The organism is Bartonella sp. DB5-6 (assembly GCF_000278115.1).
GTDB classification, from domain to species: domain Bacteria; phylum Pseudomonadota; class Alphaproteobacteria; order Rhizobiales; family Rhizobiaceae; genus Bartonella; species Bartonella refiksaydamii.
Genome location: NZ_JH725116.1, coordinates 176,030 through 198,348, shown reverse-complemented (window position 1 = coordinate 198,348; position 22,319 = coordinate 176,030). Strand labels below are relative to the sequence as shown.

At 38.0% G+C, this 22,319-nt stretch carries 16 protein-coding genes, 1 tRNA gene and 1 pseudogene; 7 read left to right on the top strand and 11 right to left on the bottom strand.

Annotated features, from left to right (window positions below; genetic code table 11):
* Positions 1–157: 157 nt before the first annotated feature.
* Both MCO_RS03640 and MCO_RS03635 read right to left on the bottom strand, forming a co-directional pair.
* Positions 158–430, bottom strand: a complete 273-nt coding sequence (locus tag MCO_RS03640) for a hypothetical protein (RefSeq protein ID WP_007552678.1) — start codon at positions 428–430, stop codon at positions 158–160.
* The gene (locus MCO_RS03635; protein ID WP_007552677.1) at positions 424–2,799 is read right to left on the bottom strand and encodes a mechanosensitive ion channel domain-containing protein; all 2,376 of its coding nucleotides are present in this window, start codon (positions 2,797–2,799) and stop codon (positions 424–426) included. The genes MCO_RS03640 and MCO_RS03635 overlap by 7 nt, the downstream gene beginning before the upstream one ends.
* Positions 2,800–2,978: 179 nt before the next feature.
* Here MCO_RS03635 and MCO_RS03630 point away from each other — a divergent pair, with 179 nt between their 5' ends.
* The 4 genes from MCO_RS03630 (at position 2,979) to MCO_RS03615 (ending at position 8,767) form a co-directional block, all read left to right on the top strand.
* Positions 2,979–3,389 carry a hypothetical protein gene (locus MCO_RS03630; protein ID WP_007552675.1) on the top strand — a complete coding sequence of 137 codons (411 nt, stop codon included), beginning with the start codon at positions 2,979–2,981 and terminating at the stop codon, positions 3,387–3,389.
* 39 nt (positions 3,390–3,428) lie between these two features.
* Entirely contained in the window at positions 3,429–5,942 is a 2,514-nt protein-coding gene (gene secD / locus MCO_RS03625) for a protein translocase subunit SecD (RefSeq protein WP_007552674.1), read from the top strand.
* Between the two features lie 101 nt (positions 5,943–6,043).
* On the top strand, positions 6,044–7,789 hold the full coding sequence (gene ybaL / locus MCO_RS03620) for a YbaL family putative K(+) efflux transporter (RefSeq protein WP_007552673.1): 1,746 nt from the start codon (positions 6,044–6,046) through the stop codon (positions 7,787–7,789).
* A gap of 24 nt (positions 7,790–7,813) precedes the next feature.
* Complete coding sequence (locus MCO_RS03615) at positions 7,814–8,767, top strand: YbhN family protein (protein ID WP_007552672.1); 954 nt, start codon at positions 7,814–7,816, stop codon at positions 8,765–8,767.
* Positions 8,768–9,159: 392 nt separating this feature from the next.
* Here the strand turns inward: MCO_RS03615 and MCO_RS03610 are convergent, their stop codons facing one another.
* On the bottom strand, positions 9,160–10,713 hold the full coding sequence (locus MCO_RS03610) for a TerC family protein (RefSeq protein WP_007552671.1): 1,554 nt from the start codon (positions 10,711–10,713) through the stop codon (positions 9,160–9,162).
* Positions 10,714–11,182: 469 nt separating this feature from the next.
* On the opposite strand from MCO_RS03610, the gene MCO_RS03605 reads away from it, so the two are divergent.
* Positions 11,183–11,258, top strand: a tRNA-Lys gene (locus MCO_RS03605).
* 278 nt (positions 11,259–11,536) lie between these two features.
* On the opposite strand, the gene MCO_RS03600 is transcribed toward MCO_RS03605, so the two are convergent.
* The 5 genes and pseudogenes from MCO_RS03600 to MCO_RS03580 all read right to left on the bottom strand — a co-directional run bounded on the left by MCO_RS03600 (position 11,537) and on the right by MCO_RS03580 (position 14,799).
* Entirely contained in the window at positions 11,537–12,526 is a 990-nt protein-coding gene (locus tag MCO_RS03600) for a phage late control D family protein (protein ID WP_007552670.1), read from the bottom strand.
* Entirely contained in the window at positions 12,526–12,780 is a 255-nt protein-coding gene (locus tag MCO_RS03595; protein WP_007552669.1) for a tail protein X, read from the bottom strand. Before MCO_RS03595 ends, MCO_RS03600 begins: the two co-directional genes overlap by 1 nt.
* Positions 12,777–13,208 (bottom strand): phage tail protein, encoded by a 432-nt coding sequence (locus tag MCO_RS03590; protein ID WP_007552667.1) that lies wholly within the window; start codon positions 13,206–13,208, stop codon positions 12,777–12,779. The genes MCO_RS03595 and MCO_RS03590 overlap by 4 nt, the downstream gene beginning before the upstream one ends.
* 47 nt (positions 13,209–13,255) lie before the next feature.
* Entirely contained in the window at positions 13,256–13,696 is a 441-nt protein-coding gene (locus MCO_RS03585) for a hypothetical protein (protein WP_007552665.1), read from the bottom strand.
* 53 nt (positions 13,697–13,749) lie between these two features.
* Positions 13,750–14,799, bottom strand: a pseudogene (locus tag MCO_RS03580) (tyrosine-type recombinase/integrase).
* Between the two features lie 290 nt (positions 14,800–15,089).
* Between MCO_RS03580 and MCO_RS03575 the strand changes: the two are divergent.
* Positions 15,090–16,304 carry an NADP-dependent isocitrate dehydrogenase gene (locus MCO_RS03575; protein WP_007552662.1) on the top strand — a complete coding sequence of 405 codons (1,215 nt, stop codon included), beginning with the start codon at positions 15,090–15,092 and terminating at the stop codon, positions 16,302–16,304.
* A gap of 123 nt (positions 16,305–16,427) precedes the next feature.
* On the top strand, positions 16,428–17,855 hold the full coding sequence (locus MCO_RS03570; protein WP_007552661.1) for an MFS transporter: 1,428 nt from the start codon (positions 16,428–16,430) through the stop codon (positions 17,853–17,855).
* Between the two features lie 15 nt (positions 17,856–17,870).
* On the opposite strand, the gene MCO_RS03565 is transcribed toward MCO_RS03570, so the two are convergent.
* From MCO_RS03565 to MCO_RS03555, 3 genes are all read right to left on the bottom strand, one after another.
* Complete coding sequence (locus MCO_RS03565; RefSeq protein WP_007552660.1) at positions 17,871–19,079, bottom strand: MFS transporter; 1,209 nt, start codon at positions 19,077–19,079, stop codon at positions 17,871–17,873.
* 651 nt (positions 19,080–19,730) lie between these two features.
* Entirely contained in the window at positions 19,731–20,849 is a 1,119-nt protein-coding gene (gene tgt, locus MCO_RS03560; protein ID WP_007552659.1) for a tRNA guanosine(34) transglycosylase Tgt, read from the bottom strand.
* A 939-nt stretch (positions 20,850–21,788) separates the two neighbouring features.
* A complete protein-coding gene (locus MCO_RS03555; RefSeq protein WP_007552657.1) occupies positions 21,789–22,301 on the bottom strand; it encodes a peptidylprolyl isomerase in 513 nt (170 codons plus the stop codon).
* Between the last annotated feature and the right edge of the window lie 18 nt (positions 22,302–22,319).

The following is a 22,319-nucleotide window of genomic DNA, read 5'->3' as shown; positions in this document are numbered from 1 at the left end:
TCAGAAATGTTGAAAAACCAGCATCCTGAAAACACATATTCCAAATTTTGCACATAAAAAGTCTGTCTATCTCACTTACCCGATGTGCAATCTCATACTAAAATCATATCTTTTCTCCCCTTTATATTTTACCGAATAACAAAAACCTGAAGCCATTTTATTTAAAAATGGCTCTACCTTTGTTGATTTCTATATGATCTTCTGCCATTATTGCAAAACGGTCTTTATTAGGAAAAGTAATAAAACACCCCTTCATACAAATTGTAACTGTTTGATGAGTATTCAACGAAATATTTAAAGGTATACTCCCTTCAACAATGATGAGAGATTGTTTCTTTGAATCAGTATTTTTCACAGTTGCTGCAAAAGCTGTCACAGCCCAAATATCCAACAGTGCGACCACCATAAAAACGTGAAAACATTTTAGCATTCTAGAATTCCTTCCTCGAGAAAACGCTTATATAATACAAAGCGAAGAGTATTAGTCACCTTAGAAGGCGCGGTGATATTAGGCACATAGATAGCCAAATTAAATGAAAATTTCTTACTATCAAATGCCGTAAAACTCACTTGTGGTGCAGGATTTTTTAAAACCCCTTCTGTTGCAGAAGCAATCTCTAACAAAATTTCAACAACACGATCTGGAGCAAGATTTGAGGACACAGTAACAGGGATATCAATACGCCCCATTTTACTACGCCGAGTCCAGTTACTGACATTATTATTGATAAGACTTGAATTAGGAATAATAATCGTCTTGCGCTGAAATGTTTCAAGTTCCGTTGCACGCACATTAATACGTTTTACAATACCACCCACTGATCCAGATTCTACATAATCTCCTAGTTTAAATGGTCTTCCAACCAAAATAATCAGACCAGAAACAAAGTTTTGAACAATATTTTGCAATCCAAAGCCTATACCAAGCGAAAGCCCACCAGCAATAAGCGCAAAATTTTTCAGATCTAAACCTGCCATTGACAGCCCTATCAAAGCTGACACGACAACACCGCAATAATTTATAACCGTTTTGATAGAATTACGCACACCAGAATCGAATTCACTATGCGCCAATACAGTACCATCCAGCCAACCGATAAATTGACGAATGCCAAAAAAACAAAAGAAGAAAACAACAATTCCTGTTACAATAGAAATTAAAGAAATAGACACATTTCCAATTTGAAAACCAGTCATCAACTGCCACATCACTGTTCTGAAATCAGAGTACGAAAATCCAAACTGTGCAACGATTGGCATTACACAAAATACGACAACAACAAAATTGAGGAAAATACTAATAACAATCCCCAATTGATTCATCGTTTTCTCTTCTAAATGCAACCATTGCATTAAAATATGACCAACGCTCGTTTTCATAAATTGTCCTTTAGTTCCGATTGCTTGAGCGCTTTTTATCCCCAAATACATTAAAACCAAAAATGCTCCACCGATTATAATTTGCTGCATAATAAAACGCGCCAGACCAACATATCCTAAAAAATCCATCACAATCAGCAATAATCCCAATAAAATGAGAGGAATACGTATATAAAGCGGCCAAAAATGCGGCTCTCTCTCTTCACTTTGAGAATCCCCACGTCTAAACCGCAAAGGCACAAATGAAATAATAAACAGTAGTATCGCGACAAAAAAAACAGAAACGAAACTTTTGGCAATTGTCAAAGAAAGAGAGGCTGAAACTATTTGATAAATACTATCGAGAACAGCATCAAATGCCAAAATTGCACCTAAAGAAGTAAGTAAAATCACCAATTGATGTGCTGCCGACGGTGCAATATTGAGAAGATGCACATGGGCCCTATTTGGTGATAAAAGAACAACGGCTAAACGATTTATCAAAAAGATTAATATAATTTGGCATCCTACCATATCAAATACTGTTGTGAGTTTCCCTGGATCCAAACTAAACCCACGAAATAAGAATAATACAAGATAAACGCAAACAAAACACACAAGCGAAGGTAAGAGAACAGAAACAAAAGCGATCAATAAGCGTTGTAAATAAGATACTTCCTCGTTGTTCTTGGTAAAGTGGCAGCGCACATGTGAAAGAACCTTATGAGAAAAATAAGAAAGTCCCAAAGCGATAAAAAGCGGAATCAAAAAAGAAAGAAATAGCTGTAATAATTTGAAATAAAACAAGAAGTTCCACCAAGAGTTCAACAGAAAAAGAAAATCAGATGAAGCCTCTTTTGTTTTCTGGGTGAGATGTTTAATCATTGGGAGAGAAAACTCAAGCCTGTGTGTAAGTGTGCGTTTAAAAAGCTCTCGAGATTGAGAAATAGAAAGTTCGGCTATTCTATTTGCAGTCAAAAAGATTGCTTCAAAACGAAGCACTATACTATTAATCTTAGCTTTTTTCTCTATCAAGTAAGATCGCTCCTTACTTAAGTTTTTCAAGTTTTTTAGCTCTTCATGGAGCTCTGTTAATTGATCAAGGAGTGTATTAATATCATCAAGAGGAGTACGCAAAACAAATGCCTCTTCTATGGCACGTTTACTGATATCTCGTGCACGCAACCGCAATTCTGACAAAGAACCCTCATCTTCTAATTTATTTTCAAAATCTTTTTTTAAAGTTTCCGTATCACGTTCAAGATTCTTAATAACAATCTGTTGTTGTTGAATAATTTCATCAATTGAGTGAGAAGTTATTGGTTGTTCAATGACTGCATCTTGCGGCCCAATATCTCCCCATGCACAAGAGCTGAATACAATAATAATTCCGCAAATAAAGAAAAGTATGCGTAATTTTTTTCTAAAAAATGCAAACATATCTACCTTAAATGTATAAAGAGGGACCTATCCCTTCTTAAAATATGACATGAGGCAAATCTTTTCAACTTTTATAGAATAAGCTTATAAAAGCTTTCCCTCATCCTATAATACTGATAAGTAAGAGAAGAACTAATGGTAATGGACTCAATAAAGATTAAAAAAGAAGGGATTTGGGCATGCTTTTTTTGCGCTTTTATTGCAAAAAAGAAAATTTTCTCCCTTTTGCGACTTGGCTTCTTCTGTCCAGCTTTGGCGTATTGTTGACAAATAATCTAGGAGCACGCACCTATTGGCTCAAACAGCTACAAGCAAGTAATATAGTTAAAAAAAATACGCTTGAACCACACAACAAGCATCCTCAATTAAATGTTGCAACAACGGGAAATAAAAAGCTTAGAACACCCCACACAGATCCTATTCTGCCTATCAGTACTTTTCAAAACACCCCAACGTTAAAGCTATTTTTAATGATTATTCTAGCTATTTGCATACGACTTGGAAACCTTCAAACACAATATTTTTCAAATAAACGCGCTCCTCCCCTCTTTCTTGAATTATGCAACTATCATCTTAAACTCTACCTTTAACTTTAATAACTATTAGATTGCCTATTAGCGGAATATATCATGCGTACACCCAGTTGGTTAATTACTCTTTATTGTCTTATCCTTCTAAGCAGCATTTACGTTGCTTTGCCCAATTTATTTTCGCAAGAACAGGTTACAAACTCACAATTCTTAACTAACACCCGTGTGACACTTGGGCTTGACCTTCAAGGAGGCTCTTCTCTCCTACTTGAAGTCGATAGTAAAACATTAAAACGCGATCAATTACACATAATTTTAGCAAATGTGCGTAACATACTACGTGAAAAACAAATCCGTACAGCGAGTGTTCGTATCATCGAAGGAGGCGTTGTTGCACTTATTTCTGATCCATCACAAATTGACAAAGCACTCTCAGCTTTGAAGACATTGATAACCCCCATACACAGTAGCTTTGGTGCTACAGCCAATGATATCACTATCAGTGCTCAAAATGAAACTATTCGTATCATATTAACTGAAGCTGGTATGAAAGATCGTATTAACAATGCTATCGAACAAAGCTTAGAAATCATCCGTAGACGTATAGATCAAGTTGGTGTTACTGAGCCAGCCATCCAAAAAGTAGGAACCGATCGTATTATGGTTCAACTGCCAGGCTTACAAGACCCAAAACAGCTGCGTGATCTTTTAGGAACAACTGCTAAGATGACCTTTCATCTTGTACCCTCTGATGTGGATATAAATAATCCACCCGCAGGTGTTTCAATCCTTCCTGGATATACTGATGAAACACAACGCTATGCAATTTATAATCAAATCGCCTTAGATGGAAATGTATTGAAAGATGCCCGCGCAGGTTTTGATCCGCAAATACCAGGAAGATCTATTATTTCATTCACTATGAATTCCGCTGGTGCAAAAATATTCGCTGAGATAACACGACAAAATATTAACCGCCCTTTTGCAATCGTTCTTGATAACAAAGTTTTGACGGCTCCTACCATCAATAGCGTCATTCCGAATGGACAAGGTCAAATTACAGGAAACTTTGCCCCCAAAGAAGCATCAACTCTGGCTGCACTCCTCCGCGCTGGTTCTTTACCTGCACCATTAACGGTAATTGAAGAAAGAACTGTAGGTCCAAATCTTGGTGCTGACGCCATCCAAATTGGGCTTTATACCGGCATAATTGGTTTTATTCTTGTTACGGTTTTTATTTTTCTTCTCTATGGGTTTTGGGGTATCATTGCGAATATAGCACTAGCGCTCCACACTATTTTAACATTTGCTGCTCTAAGTCTCCTCGGTGCGACACTCACACTCCCCGGTATTGCTGGTATTATTTTAGGTATCGGTATCGCCGTTGATGCCAATATTCTCATCAATGAACGTATCCGTGAAGAAAGTAGAAAAGGTATCAGCGCCTTTGCTGCCTTAGATCGTGGATTCAAACACGCTTTTGCAACTATCGTTGATGCCAATGTTACCGCAATTATTGCAACTATTTTACTATTTTGGTTTGGCACCGGTCCTGTTCGCGGTTTTGCTGTAACAATGTTACTTGGTATTATCATTTCCATGTTCACGAATATCACAATTGTACGCATCATGATGATTTGGGTTGTCCGTAAATGGAAAATTAAAACGCTGCATCTTAAGTCTAATTTTAATGTTATCCCACACAATACCACTTTTCGCTTTATGAAAGCACGCTTTATTGGTATTGGCGTCTCTATTGTTTTATCACTTGCTTCAGTTTTTCTATTTTTTAAACCTGGCTTGAATTTCGGAATTGATTTTATTGGTGGAAGCCAAATGACTGTTACCACCAAAACACCAGCAGATTTAGCAACTTTACGTTCAAGGCTTTCTACCCTTGATATCGGTGAAGTTACTCTACAAAATATGGATAATGCAAATACTGTGCTCATTCGCATGCAGAAGCAAAGTGGCAGCGAAGCGCAACAAAGTATCGTCATTGATAAGGTTAAGACAGCTGTACAAAGCATCTATCCTGATGTCACATTCGATCAGATAGAGGTTGTTGGTCCCAAAATTTCAGGCGAGCTTGCCACCGCTGCTTTTACTGCTGTTATTCTCGCTGCAATTGCCATGTCCCTCTATATATGGTTGCGCTTCGAATGGTTCTTTGCAGTTGGAGCAATTGTAACGCTCATCTTAGATACCACCAAAATGATTGGTTTTTTTGCTTTATTTCAATTTGATTTCAATTTAACAGCCATCGCTGCTCTTTTAACAATTGTTGGTTATTCCATAAATGATAAGGTCGTTGTCTATGACCGAATGCGCGAAAATATGCGCCTTTATAAAAAAATGCCACTGCGTGAACTGATTGATTTCTCAATTAGTCAAGTTCTTGTCCGCTGTCTCTTTACATCAGCGACAACAATTCTCGCTATGTTGCCTATGGCTATATGGGGAGGAAGTGCTGTCCATAACTTTGCATTGCCCATGGTCTTTGGAATTATAATTGCAACATCGTCCTCGATCTTTATTGCCGCTCCTATTTTACTCCTGTTAGGAGATTGGTGGCGTGAACGGAATAATCATACAAACATTAAACTAAAATGAAAATGCTATACCGATTTATATAACAACCACCCCCTTCTTCTCATAAAAAAGTTACAATCATTTCAACACATTCATTTTTAATAAAAAGTCGTAAATAATCTATGCTCCATGATACTCCGCTGATTACAACTATTGTCTCAGGTTTATGTTTAGCATTTCTTTTAGGAATGATTGCTAGCCGTTTGCGTATCTCACCACTTGTAGGATACTTGTTAGCCGGCGTTATTGTTGGACCCAATACAGGTGGCTTTAGAATAGATTCCGTTATTATCAACCAACTCGCTGAAATTGGTGTCATTTTGCTGATGTTTGGTGTTGGGCTCCATTTTTCATTAAAAGACCTTTTATCTGTAAGAGCTATTGCTATCCCTGCGGCTATTGCACAGATGGCATTTTCTACTTTTCTAGGCTTGTGCCTTGGTCTAATCATGGGATGGGGCTTCAGCGGTAGTTTGGTCTTTGGTTTAGCTTTATCAATAGCAAGTACCGTTATCCTGCTGCGTGCTTTGCAAGAACGCCATCTTATTGAAACAGAAAAAGGACGCATTGCTGTAGGATGGTTAATTATTGAAGATTTAGCGATGGTCCTTATCCTTGTCCTTATACCATCATTAGCAAACGTCCTTAGCAATACAAAAAAGGAAGCGTTTGATCCTCTTGTTCAATGGCTAGACTTAAGTATTTGGGGAATATTTGGTCTTACTATCCTGAAAGTTATTGTATTTATTGCACTTATGCTCATTATTGGGCGGCGTGTTATCCCATGGTTACTAAAAATGAGTGCGCAATCAGGATCACGTGAGTTATTTCGTCTAAGTGTCTTTGCTATTGCATTAGGAGTAGCTTTCGGAGCAGCTCATTTATTTGGTGTTTCTCTTTCTCTTGGTGCCTTTTTTGCAGGCATGGTTATGAGTGAATCAGAATTAAGCCACCGTGCAGCAGAAGAATCTTTACCGCTACGAGACGCGTTTTCTGTTCTCTTTTTTGTTTCTGTGGGTATGTTATTTGACCCAGGAAAACTATTGACTCACTTTTTCCCCCTCTTAGCAACATTATTCATTATTATCTTAGGAAAATCGGTCGTTGCCTTTTTCATCGTTAAAGCTTTTCGCTATTCTAATGCAACGGCTTTGACTATTTCTGCAAGCCTTGCTCAAATCGGAGAGTTTTCTTTTATTCTTGCAGGTTTAAGTTTAAGCTTGGGGCTTTTAAACAACGATGCCCATGATTTAATTCTTGGAGGAGCGATTCTTTCTATTTTGCTTAATCCCCTTGTTTTCATGGCTTGCAACAAAATTAAAAAACATCTAGAAAAATTTCCTGAAAATTTACAAGATACACAAACAATCATTGATATTGATCTGCAAGATCCTGACCATGAATTTTTACCAATAACCTTAAAAAACAACCATATCGTAATTATTGGCTACGGTCATATTGGTAAATATGTTGCATTATCTTTGGTAAACAGAGGTAAACCTGTAGTAATAGTAGAAGAATCAAAACGCCTCGCTGACCAAGCGATTGCAGATGGATTCGAGGTAATTTGTGGCAATATCATTCAACCAGAAATAATGAACGCAGCAAATATGAGTAATGCACATAAAGTTGTTATTACAATGCAAAGTACCATTGAAGTAGGAGAATGTATAGTGAATATACGTGGTATGAAAAAAGATATTCAGATAATTACGCATGCACTATCCGATGTAGAAACAACTTATCTCGTTGATTTAGGCGCAGATATTGTAGTAACTGATGGTGAAGAAATTGCTAATGGTGTCGTAGAACATTTAACAGGGCAGAGATCTGTAAAAAATATGCAAAATTATGAATTAAACTTATAGAAAAGATAAAATGGATATAGAAGCGTGAAAATAAAGCAATTTATATGGCCATTTATTGGTATCTTAGCAATGCTGATATCTATCCGCATTCTTTATATAAAGCTTTCTGCCATTTCTTTTAGTGATGTCTTGGAACGCTTGAGCGATTTAAGTGCACAGCACTGGCTGTTAGCCTGTTCGTGCTCTTTCTTGGCTTATGCGGCTCTTGCTGGATATGATCGAATTGCTTTGCAGCATCTTGGTCATAAGATTTCTTGGGTTTTTATCGCGATATGTTCGTTTACTACCTATGCTCTTTCACACAATATTGGTGCTTCAGTTTTTTCTGGTGCAGTCGTGCGCTACCGTGCCTATAAAATGAAAGGATTAAATGGAACAGAAATCGCGATATTGGTAGGTTTTTGCTCTTTTACTTTTGTGATAGGCACAATCTTACTTTTTGGGATCGTTTTGATTCTGCAACCCCAAATTATCACTCTCATTCATGATGAGCTTCCTGAATGGCTTGGAATAACAATTGGTGCAATTCTTCTTGTCTGTATAGTACTCTATACTTTTGGCAGCTGGCTTCAATTAAAACCCTTACACTTGAGCAAAAAAATTCAACTTTCCTACCCACGATTAAAAATTGTCATTCAACAGCTCCTTATTAGTCCTTTAGAACTTTTAGCAGCAGCAGGGATTATATACGCAGTTCTTCCGCACAACACAGATATTCACTTTATTTCTGTGCTCGGTGTTTTCCTAACATCTTTTACGATAACTCTTCTTTCCAATGCTCCAGCAGGGGGTATTGGTGTTCTTGAAGCCTTATTCATAACAGGTATGCCTAATATAAATCCAACAGATGTTATCGCAGCACTTATTGTATTTAGAATGCTTTATTTGATTATACCGCTCATCATTTCGTTATTTGTTGTAGCAATTTTTGAAGCGCAACAATATTGGAAGCGATCTCCCAAAACACCACCTGAATAAATAAAAAAGATAAAAGCCTTTCTCTTTTTTATATGCGTGTAAACAGAAATAACCTCATTAAGCTTGACTTCATATGTAAGTTAACGCAACCATTATCCTTTATTTATCTTTTTTATACTCAATATTAAAGTGCCATCTTTCCGTACTAACCCCACTGTATCAAAATATATGAATTTGCAATTTTCCTTTAGAGAGCCCTATCAATAAAATCCCTCTTTTAGCATAACGCCAATAGACAATTTAACTTTTGCATATCCATCTTTTACACTCCAAAAACTGTCCAAAAACAACGAAACCACAATCGATCTACACAATCTCTAGATCCTCCACTCTCCTACAATAAAAAGCATTTTCTTATTGCCTTGCCTATTAAAATAATAAGCTTTTTTTGATTACACGAGGGGAGAGATAAGGACTTTAGATACATTTCGACGGTCCATTTCGATAACTTTAAAGCATAGACCGTCAGTTTCAAAGCTTTCCCCCTCATTCGGCAAATGACCAAACTGCCAAAGCATAAACCCTGCCAGAGTAGTATAACGGTCTGCCTCATCAACAAGATTACGCCCAAGATAACCACTTAAACGACGGATATCAGCGTATCCTTCAACAACAAGACTTCCATTTTCAAGCTGTTCTGCTATCATAGGTTCTTCATCATCATCAGGAAAATCACCTGCAATAGCTTCAAGAATATCAGTTGGCGTTGCAATCCCTTCAAAAGATCCATGTTCATCTACAATAATTGCAAGCTGAATAGAAGAATGACGTAATTGCTCCATCAATCGTAAAACGCTTGTATTTTCATGAACAACAAGTGGTTCTCGCATAGCTTTTTTCCAATTGATCTTTTTTCCTTCAGCCAAATTCAAAAGAAGATCTTTTGTCAAAGCAACACCAACAAATTCGTCCACTTTTTCACGTGCAAGAATTAAGCGACTATGTTTAACCTGTTGCAATTCTTCACGCATTTCATTCTCGTCACCATTTAAATCCAACCACTCAATCTCATTGCGTGGCGACATGATAGAGCGAACAGGACGATCAGCTAAATCAAGAACACCACGAATCATCTCTTTTTCTTCCGGTCGAAATAACTCAGAAGCTGCCGCTTGTTCAGCAATGACATCTACAGTCTCACCAAGACTACCCTCTTTGTTTCCCCCTCCCAAGAGCCTCAAAACAGCATCAGCTGTTCGACCACGTAGATCATTTGTTGTAATCATTTTTTCACGATTACGACGTCCAATTTGATTAAAAGCTTCAATAAGAACAGAAAAACCAATAGCAGCATACAAATACCCTTTTGGAATATGAAAGCCAAATCCTTCAACAATGAGAGTAAATCCAATCATCATCAAAAAGCCAAGACAAAGAATTACAATAGTAGAATGACGATTAATAAAACGCATAAGAGCGCCAGATCCATACATCATCACACCCATAGCAGCAATGACTGCAATATACATAACCACTGCCTGCTCTTTCACAATCATACCTGTTGCAGTAATAATGCTATCTAAAGAAAAAACGGCATCCAGCACCACGATTTGAACAATTACCTGCCAAAAAACAGCATAAGCAACGCCTGTCTTTCTTTCATGCGGTATCCCTTCCAACCTCTCGTGTAATTCTAGCGTTCCCTTTGCCAGCAAAAAAGCCCCACCACCAGTTAAAATAAGGCTATGCCAACTAAATGCAAAAGATGAGAATGAAAAAATTATCGTATCGAGATTCATCACCCATCCAATAACCGTAAGAAGGAAAAGTCTCATAACTAGTGCTAAAGTAAGCCCCATCATGCGCGCACGATCCCGCAAGTGTAGCGGCAACTTTTCGGCTAAAATTGCAATAAAGACAAGGTTATCTATGCCTAAAACAATTTCTAGAAAAACCAATGTGATCAAACCAAACCACGCATGGGGATCAGTGATCCACTCCATCATAGTTCACCCTTCAAAAATGTCTTTAAAAATTTAAAAGCGCACAATTGACAAAACAAATTCATGAGCTTTCATTCGCACAATTGTTTAAAAACATTAAACGCAAAAAGATTACGCTCAAAGCAAACAACAGCAAAATATTCCCTAAATGCATACGATTATCGATAAAATTTATAAAACAGAACGATGGTCCAAACTGCCTATAACCACAAGAAGGCCCTTCTGAATTTTTCTCGGGCATTACGCTCGACGATCCTCCAACTATAGTCCCACATAACGATCAGAACACTTATTTATAGATTCTACTATAATGGGTTTATTCTTATATAAGATCAAGAGGGCTATCATATTTTTAATCATACAGCCAATTAAATTATGGACTTTACCATTTTCACACAAAAAAATAAAATCATCTAGACATCCTTGCTTAAGAGCGTTATAGAACCGCTCATTCTTATCTTTTGAGAAACATGGGTGATTAGCTCAGTCGGTAGAGCAGCTGACTCTTAATCAGCGGGTCGTGGGTTCGATCCCCTCATCACCCACCATTCAATTTTATCTTGCCAACAACTTATTGTGTATGTAGCTTGACGGCAGGTTTTGTATATTTTGCCACTAGGTTTTGTACCAATTTATTTTTTTTCAAAAGTTTTTTTAGGGGTTCTCAAAGGGTCTTCAAAGGTCTTTCAAAGGGTATTTAAAGAGCCTTTAATGCATATTTTTCTCTTCTCCTAAAAAGTGCAAACTTTACACTTTGAATCTAAGAGTGCTTCACAACCAATCGAAGGTTGAACTTGCCCCTTTGGTGATCTGTTTCCACCAACTTCTATTCTTTGTTGCTTTTCTTTCCCTTGTTTGGAGCTTCGAGGGTGATTTCTGTTGTGTAACCGCTTTGCTTGTCATAGCGGTGGGTAACGGTTGCGGCTTTCCATGGTCCATTGATTTCGCCGCGAAACCCTTGCAATAAAAGAGGTTGGTCGGCCATGATTTCTGGACGCCCCGCAAGGGACAAAGAACCACTGCCTACAGCACGGCATAATCGGTCTGATTCTGAGGCAGCAGCAGCCAGAGCTTCTTCCTCACAGGTGTAGCAATTGCGCAAGCGGTGCATGGGACCGCTAAAACCTGTCTGGTGTTTTACTTGGCATTGCTGCCCTTGGGAGCGGTCAAAATAAAAAGCTTCAATGCTGCCATATTGCGTGCGCGGCTCAAGGGTAAATTCCCAGCTGGAACAGTCATGTTTATGGATGTCGAGGGCTGGTAAATTCTCTCCGCTTAAAAATAAAAACTTATTATCCTTGATTAAAAAACGCGCCTGCATGCGGTCAGCAAGGCGGGTTAAAAAATCAACAGCCGATTGATCTGTACGAATCACATAAGGCAAAGTTTGTTGAGTGAACTGAGGACTAATCTTTGCTTGATAGCCATGGCGTTTGGCGAGTGTCTCAACAATCTCGCCAACAGTTTTGTGGTCAAAATGTTCGCTTGTTTGTTCTTTGAGTTCTTTACGCATCGAAGCACTTTTGCCACAAAGGCGCAATATCTCTCCCTCACTGCCACCGGAACTGATCACCGATTCGACAACAAAACGCCCCATAGAAGCACTGATGCTGTTCTCATAGCCAAAGATCACTTGCAGTGCACTGTTGCTTTGCGGAACCTCTAAATCATTGCCACTATCGTCAAACTCTGCTTCAAAGCTATCAGCTTCATTGCCGGCATGATCTGTGATGGTTGCCGTTAAAAGACGCTGGTAAAAAACCTCATGAACAGGTTTGTCTCCCACTTTGACCACAATAAAAGGGTGTGTGCGCATTAATCCCATAGCCGCTTCACCATGCTTTGGGGATTGTGAAGTGCAAATTCAGGCAAGAGAACGGTTAAGCCCCGCGGCAAAAGAGCACCATATTTAGCAATCTCTGGATTGGCTTCCAAGGTAGATTCTAAGTAGCCGCTTACAGCTCCAACTTGGATGTGCTCCCTTAACACAGCCATGGCATGTTGAAAGCAGATCAGGTCTAAGCTCATATCCTCTAGCTCTACAACAACGCGCTTTTCTGGTATCTTCATTGCATATATCCTTGCGGTTTTCCCCCATTAAAAAAAGGCAAAAGACTGATGGAATAGCGAATGCGCTGGGATTGACCAGAGCGGGCGATAAAGTCGTGATCTTGACTGATGCTGGTGATCACCACCGGGCCATGGAGAATGGCACTATAGGTCGTATCATTGATCCAACGCAGCATCTGAACCGGCTTTGCGGCACGAATAGTTCTGGTGATGGCATCAATAGCTATACGATCACCAAATTCTTCTGGAAACAACACTCCATGAATGGTTTTGGGGTCATTGCCATAGCCGGTAAATTGCAAACTGGGTGCCTTGCCAAAACGCTCCATAGGAACCCATGAGGCAGAAAACTCTTCTTCAAAGGATTGGAAATTCAGCCAGTCCACATAAAATTGATGCGGACCTAACATCATCAAAGGATCTCTCATAGGCTCCCTCCCCTCATTCTGTTTCTGCCATTATTCACTCCCCGCTCTCATTCTGTTCCCCCATGCAGGGCATTGGCGCGTGCACGTTGCAAAGCGTGACTTACCGCACGACCGGTAGCAACGGGATCACGGGCACCATTGATATGCACTGTGACATTTTGATTGTGGGTGGTGGGAGAGCGGTCTTTCTCTCTTTGCTCTGGACCAGATGGATTTGCATGACCAGCACCCGCAAATTGTGCTATGGGTTGAATGGCTGTTTTGCCCCCAAGCCAACTGGGTAAATGAAACAGGTCGGATAAATCAACGCTGCCAATCCATTCTCTGATGCGGCTTGGCAAAGATTTAAAAAAATCACTCAACTTTATGATGGGTGCCATAAAGCCATCGACAATCCAATTGGCCAAGTCCTCCCCTGCTTGTTCCATACCGGACTTACGCGCATTTAATAGTAAAAAAGCATACGCATAAAAACAACGAATTACCACCTGTTCCTAACTAATCACACCTCTTCCCACTTAGTGCAAGACCTACTGTCAAACTACAATAAGGACACGAGCTGTTCTAGATAGTCTGTACGACGATAGGCACGCTCTACTTTAGCACCTACCGTATATTTTAGAATTGTTTTAGCAATCTCATAAGGGCATCGGTTGTTTCTGCTAACCAATTGCGTAAACTAGAGAAAATCCCATGCAGGTATGCGTTTAATCCAGTCTGTTGCATATACCTTGCCATATTACTTTCACCAAGAGAACCATAACCGGTTACAGAAAAAAATCATTGTGAGAGAGCAGGCGTGCTTGTTTTAGAATTTCTAACACTTCTGTTGATAAGGGCACACAAAATTCTGTTGTAACGTCACTCCTTCCTTTTATATTTTCAGCAGAGATTATCCATATATCCTCATCAATTTGATCTTTATGAATATGACGCAAAGGATATGTACGAACAGCTGTAAGAATAAGTAGGCGCAAATCCAATTGTGTTATAGCTGTTGTTTGGCAAAGCGTTTAATAAAAAGTTGGAACCTCTCTCCAATCCATTGCAAGTAAGTTTTGTGTTTTATGGAATTGTTTGCCTAAGAGAGCGCGTGCTTTTTCTGCCGTCTTAGCTTTTGTATGCCAGATGGGGATAAGAGCATTGCATATATCTGTTTGATTTATTTTTGAAACGGACAGACAGCCTAATTGGGGGAGAATATAAAATTGTAAAGGTGAAAACCAGAATCCATTTTACCATCTTTCTTGAGTTCGGCTTTCCGACTTTCAAAAATGTCTAGAATAATGTCTTTTAAATAATGGAGATTACGCATTGCTTCACGCTTTTGTTTATTGCGTTCTTTAATGGGGGCACGGCCCTTCAGTACAACAGAACGATATTGGGTTACATAGTTCACGAGCTTGTTTTAAAAAGACATCTCTCAAGGTACCCAAACCTATTTCACAGCAGCGCTCATGAATGGTATAACCGTAAATCCATTGAGCCCCCCGTCTTTACACTTATGAAGAAGCAAGCCGGCACCATCATTATATTTTCCAGCTCCCAATGTTGCAACAGCTCTTGCATTAAGACGATTCATAAGAAGCATTTTACTCCTTTCTTGACAATTTTTATCCACACGCCAATCCCACTTATAACGTGGAGGCAAATGGCTTTGATTAATGCAACATAAAGAGATTTGAAATGAGAGAATCTTAGGATATTCGGGTCTCTAATTCAATATATAAAACAGTGAATTATCATTATAAATAAATATGTTGGCATAATATATCATCGATATCTTATTTGCATATTCCTCTATCATCCCTGTTTTTACTTTTCATAATAAACTTGAAAGTGTTATAAAAAATAATATCACTTAAACAAAAAGGACTTCTAATGATAAAGATCAAAGTGGAAAACCCCGTTGTTGAAATTGATGGGGATGAAATGACCCGTATCATCTGGAAATATATCAAAGACAAATTAATTCATCCCTATCTCAATATTGATCTCAAATATTATGATCTTTCTGTCGAAAATCGAGATATAACAAATGATCAGATAACTATCGATTCTGCCAATGCTATTAAAGAGTATGGAGTTGGTATAAAATGTGCAACCATCACGCCAGATGAAGCACGGGTTAAAGAATTTAATCTAAAAAAAATGTGGAAATCACCAAATGGTACAATTCGCAATATTTTGGGAGGAGTCATTTTTCGTGAACCTATTATCTGCAAAAATGTTCCACGCCTCGTTCCTAACTGGACAAAACCAATTATTATTGGACGTCATGCTTTTGGTGATCAATACAAAGCAACAGATTTCAAATTTCCTAGCAAAGGAAAATTAAGTATTAAATTTGTAGGTAATAACAATCAAATTATTGAACACGACGTTTTTGATGCCCCAAGTTCAGGCATCGCCATGGCTATGTATAACCTTGATGAATCAATTCGTGACTTTGCCAAAGCATCTTTTAATTACGGATTACAACGGAATCTCCCAGTTTATCTTTCAACAAAAAACACCATACTGAAAGCTTATGATGGCCGTTTTAAAGACATTTTTCAAGAAATATTTGACACAGAATTTAAAGCTGAATTTGAAAATCGTAAATTATATTACGAACATCGCTTAATTGATGATATGGTTGCTTCTGCGCTTAAGTGGTCAGGTGGCTACGTGTGGGCATGTAAAAACTATGATGGTGATGTTCAATCTGATATTATTGCTCAAGGCTTTGGTTCCCTTGGTCTCATGACTTCTGTTCTCATGACACCAGATGGTAAAATTGTTGAAGCAGAAGCTGCACATGGTACAGTAACACGCCATTACCGTCAGCATCAAAGAGGTGAAGAGACATCAACAAATTCTATTGCCTCCATTTTTGCATGGACACGTGGACTGGCGCATCGTGCAAAACTAGATAACAATGAGAAATTAAAAAACTTTGCTATAACATTAGAAAAAGTTTGTATTGAAACCGTTGAAGAAGGTTTTATGACCAAAGACCTTGCACTTTTGATTGGACCTCAACAAAAATGGCTTTCTACAACAGGATTCCTTGATAAAATTGATGAAAATCTTAAAAAAGCAATGAGCAACTAAGTTGTAACTTAATTTAAATTCCAAAGCTCTGCGAAAGGAGAGCTTTGAATCTTCTCTTGGCAAATTCAAATAACTGCCTTATAAATATAAAGAGGTCGACCATTTTACTAAATAGCAAAAACAGTGGAAAAACAAAGCTGGTCTGTGCTTTTATTGGATAAGAATGCTATCCGCTTTTTAACGTTTATAGGCGGCGTTGTGTTGCATGCCACCAACGTTTACATTGTTATTACTATTTTGCCTTCTCTTATGAGCGATATTGGCGGTGAGTTTTATTACTCTTGGGTGGCGACTGTTTTTATTACAGCATCACTTCTTGGTACTTCGCTTGCAACAAAAATATTAGGAAAAATAGGTCCTCGCAATGCTTATGTTATGTCTGGACTTATCTTTGCCGTTGGGACCTTTATGTGCAGCATGGCTTCAGCTATGCCGTTATTTTTGATAGGACGCTTTGTTCAAGGATTTGGAAGCGGTTCCTTACTATCCCTATCCTATTCTATGGTACGTATTGTTTTCAACCCATCTATTTGGTCGCATGCATTGAGTATTATCTCTGGAATGTGGGGAATATCAACCCTATTAGGGCCAGCTATCGGTGGCATTTCTGTATACTATGGCATATGGAGAGCATCCTTTTGGATCATTGGCGTATTAGCAATAATTTTCTCACTCATAGCCCTTAAAACTTTACCAAAAGAAAATGAAAACCTTATTCTAACACCCCGACTCCCCATTACACAACTCTTCACAGTCATTTTATTGATTTTTATTATTTCTGCTGGAGGAGCTATGGATACTACAATTGAAAAAATCTGTGGGCTATTTATCGGATTGAGTCTTCTCTTTGTTTTAGCAAAAATCGAATCATCTACGTTTCATCCTATGTTACCACGCAACGCTTTTTCCTTCTCCTCTGAATTTTTTCCTGTTTATGCATTGATACTCATTATGACAATAGTAGTCTACAGTATAGAGCTTTATTTTCCACTTTTTCTTCAAGAGCTTCATGGACAAACCCCACTTATTGCCGGTTATATAGCGTCACTTATGAGCTTGGGTTGGACATGCGGTTCCTTATCCAGTGCTGGTGTATCCGAAAAAAAAGTTCGCAGCGTTATTGTATATTCTCCTATATTAAGCCTTTTCGGCATAAGCGGTCTTTTATGGCTTATTCCCACAAAAGATTCCACATCTGAACATATTTTTATCATTTGCTTAGCATTGTTTGCTATTGGAATTAGCGCTGGCATAGCATGGCCGCATTTATTAAAACGAATTTTGCAATGTGCAAACAATGAGGATGCTCTACGCGCCAGCGAATCTCTTACCTCAGTACAACTGTTTTCAGCCGCATTAAGCGCAACACTTGCAGGAACAATCACCAATTTAGCTGGACTCTTTAATCCTGGAGGAATAGTAGGAATGATTTTAGCAGCCAAAACTCTTCTTGCGACACTCATCGGTCTTTTATTTTGTCTTGGTATTCCATTTGCTCTACGTGTTTCCTATAGCATATTTAAAAACCCAACAGGACAATCAAATAACTAAACAAACGAAAAAATGTTAAGCACACTTTTCTACATACCATGAGAAGCAAAAAATCAATAATCCACAGAAAGTTAAAATACCTCCAAGAACAGCGGTATATTCATAACTATACCCCAACTTCAAAACCAATGCTCCAGATTCTGCCCCAAGAGCGTTGGCAATATTAAAAGCAGATTGCATTAATGCTCCTGCCAAAATCTGTCCATGGAGAGAAACATCCATGATTTTCGTCTGTATACACGGCATAGTAGCAAAAGAAGTACCAACAAGAAAGCATCCTAATGCTGCCGTTAATGGAGTATGGGATAAAAAGAAAAAGAGAAAAAAAACAAATGCGCTCCAAAACATAGAAAAAAATATCATCGGTGAAATACCAACTTTAACTGCAAATTTCGGACCCAAAAGATTACCTACCACCATTCCCAATCCAACTAACGGCATAATAAATGGCACCCAATCAAGCGAAACACCAGAAATATGCATTAATGTTGACTTAATATAAGTAAAAACAGAAAATAAACCTGATGTTCCAACCGCAACCATTGTCAAGAGAAACCATACCTGCTTTTGCTTTAACGCGCCAAGTTCGCGTAGAGGGCTTGTTTTTGAAATATTCAAACCTGAAGGCAAAAACTTCCAAATAAGCAAACAACATAATAAAGCAATAGCGCCTACAAGAATAAAAGCAATCTGCCAACCAACAAGCTGACCAATCCAAGTTGCACTTGGAGCTCCCAAAACCGTCGCAATTGTTAAACCAAGCATAACATAGCCAACAGCTTGGGAACGTTCATTCATTTTCACCATTGAAGATGCAACCATCGTTGCAAGTCCGAAATAGATACCATGTGGTAGACCACTGATAAACCGCAACGCTACTAATATGCTAAAATCAGAAAAAAGAGCACTAGCAATATTTGCCAGCGCATAAAAAAACATTAATCCGATCAGAACAGTTTTGTGTGATAATTTAGCTGTTGTAACAGCTAAAAGAGGTGCTCCAATCACAACTCCCAATGCATAAGCAGAAATATATTTACCAGCTGTAGGAATATCAATAGATGAACTCCGTGCCATCTCTGGCTGTAAACCCATTGCAACAAACTCTGCAGTACCAATAGAAAAACTTCCCACTGCAAGAGCTAAAATTGCAAAACGTCGTGTACTAGAATTAATACCTGATGTAAAAATATTTTTTTTATGAGAATTCTTCATTGTCATCATTTCTGTAGAGTGACACTTTAATCATAAATATCTGTGATATGACATAAATGAACTAGGAACCTTTTTGCATCTATGCCTAAAAAATTCCAATGAAGCATTAAAACACCTTCCACAATGAAAAGAAAAACGCCTTTCGCTTTTTCATAGTAACATAATAAAATTAGTTTTTTACTGCATGGCAGTTGCAATATTCTGTAACTTAAATTGAACTATAAGTTGATAGAATGTCGTTCCCAGAAAAAATAAGCTTAGCAGTTTAAAATATTAACCGTTTGCATTTTCTAGAATTTATTTCAGAACCACTCATATCCACTCTTAAAAAATACTTTTTGTTAAAACTTCATTCTCAAATAAAAAAAATCACAAAGCCCCCCTATAAAAATGCAGTTTTCATACTTCTTTAAGAGTTCGCTAACCCCTCATTAACATTGTTGATCTAAACAGTCATAAGAAACAGAAGTAAACTGTTTATCTCCGGATCAGGTAGCGCGTACCGGAGTACAGTTTCTTTTTACTGTTAAAATATATACCGTTAAATTGTGTATTCATCTTTTAAGCCAGTACAATGTTCATGCTTTTTAAAAATATTTCTCACTTCTATTTTTAGCAGAAACTCCTGACCAAAAATTAAATTAAGCAATGGTCAATATCTTACCGTCCTTGCATCCATAAAGAACGCGTTTTAGCACAAAAATCAGCATAACATCCTTCTTCAATAGCATCACGAATTTCTTGCATAAGCTGCTGATAATAAAAGAGATTATTCCAAGTCAACAACATACCACCAAGAGATTCACCAGATTTGATCAAATGATGCAAATAAGCGCAACTATAATCATACGTAGCAGGACAAAGCGATTGTGGATCAAGAGGATATGGATCCTCTGCATAACGTGCATTACGCAAATTAATTCTACCAAAGCGCGTAAAAGCTAAACCATGACGTCCTGCACGAGTCGGCATAACACAATCAAACATATCAATACCACGAGCAACACTTTGTAAAATATCATCAGGTGTTCCTACTCCCATAAGATAACGTGGCTTATCCTCTGGCAAAATCGGGCACGTGGCATCTAACACAGCAGTCATAACACTCTGCGGTTCACCAACCGCAAGCCCTCCAATAGCATAACCTTTCAAATCCATCTCTTTTAATGCTTGGGTAGAACGCTCACGCAGTTTCATATTATCACCGCCTTGAACAATACCAAACAGTGCTTTATCTGGCTGATCACCAAAAGCTGTTTTACAACGCTGTGCCCACCGCAAAGAAAGTTCCATAGCAGCTTCTATTTCTTTTTCACTTGCAGGTAATGCAATACATTGATCCAGCTGCATCTGGATATCCGCATTAAGAAGCCCTTGAATTTCGATGGAACGCTCTGGACTCATTTCATAGTACGCTCCGTTAATATAAGAGCGAAAAGTCACACCTTGTTCTGTAATTTTACGAATTCCTGCCAGTGACATAACCTGAAATCCACCAGAATCGGTTAAAATAGGCCCAAACCAGCGTGAAAATTCATGTAGTCCTCCTAAACGCGCAACGCGTTCAGCTCCCGGACGCAACATTAAATGATAGGTATTGCCCAAAATGATGTCTGCACCAAGAGCACGTATCTGATCCATATACATAGCTTTAACGGTTCCTGCCGTCCCAACAGGCATAAATGCAGGTGTACGAATACCCCCACGACCCGTTATAATTTCACCACGACGCGCATAACCATCTTGAGCAATTTTTCTATAATGAAACGTCTTTATCATCACTCTCGTCTTTTCGATTCCATAAACTCATATTGCTATAGAAAGAAAAGCTATACCTTTCTTGCTAGATTCGTCATAAACTTTACGGATTGATTTTCGATTCGCTAAATATTGTAATTAGCATAAAAAAATTAAATGAGATAAATAAAGTTTTTCTATTATGAGATACCATAGCCAAAATGATAATCTCTTTTCATAAAAATACTAAGTATATCTGAGAACACAATATCTTGAGATGCCTACACTTGTTAACCAAAGCTTTAAATAACTACAAAATTGTTTTTTCAACACAAACAGTCTTATTTCCACACACTTTCACTACCAATCACATCTAGCGAATTTGACATCGATAAAAGAAAACCTTAAATACACTAATGACCTTGGATACATATCACTTTCACAGATAAAAAATAATAGGGAGTGCAAATGTTTTCTAAAGCTGTCTAGTAACTTTCCAATAAAATATAAAACAGTAGCGGATATCTTTACCACCTTTTTACACGTGAAAAAAGCTACTTATTCTTATCCTCAATATCTAAAATATACTTTGATAACAGCATGACAGAAAAAATACATCACCATTAATATCAATAAAAATGAAATACTATTATAGCTCACGATAACCTTATAGAATCCTTATTAATATCTTCCCTATATCAGAAGTCTTCTCATATCTTCTTTTGAGAGACACAAAACAGAATAATTTTTTCATCAAGATAAACAATGCTTTATGCAAACTGTTACACTAAACAATTGAAATTACTAAATTCTACTTGTATAAAAATAAGGTTACAAAGCTTAATATTGAAAATGAGCGCATAGCTGTAGAATCCTTTTACAGATCCAATCTGCATTAATCATCCCTCATTGGATCAAAATAACAATCAGAGGAGAATCCCTTCACTTGGCGATCTTACAATTGAACTCAATATAACTATACTATTTTATATCAGCAGCAACTTTAGCTTTAATAATTGCATCGGGCTCTACAACAGGCTCACCACGCTTAATTTTATCGATATTTTCCATACCTTCAACAACCTGCCCCCATATGGAATACTGACGATCAAGCCAAGGAGAATCGGCAAAGCAAATAAAAAACTGTGAATTAGCAGAATTTGGATTCTGACTGCGTGCCATAGAAACTGTACCACGCTTATGAGAAAGATTTGAAAACTCTGCTGTTAAATTAGGCTTCTCTGAACCACCCATACCGGCACGTGATAAATCGAATTTTTCATCGTCCTTCTTTCCAAATTGCACATCACCCGTTTGCGCCATAAAACCATCAATAACACGATGAAAAATAACATTATCATAAGCACCTTCACGCACGAGCTCTTTAATACGTGCAACATGGCTAGGTGCTAAATCAGCAAAAAATTCAATAACAACCCTGCCCTTCGTTGTTTCAAGGATTAGGGTATTTTCTAAATCTGTAATCTCGACCATACGGCTAAACTCCTCTGA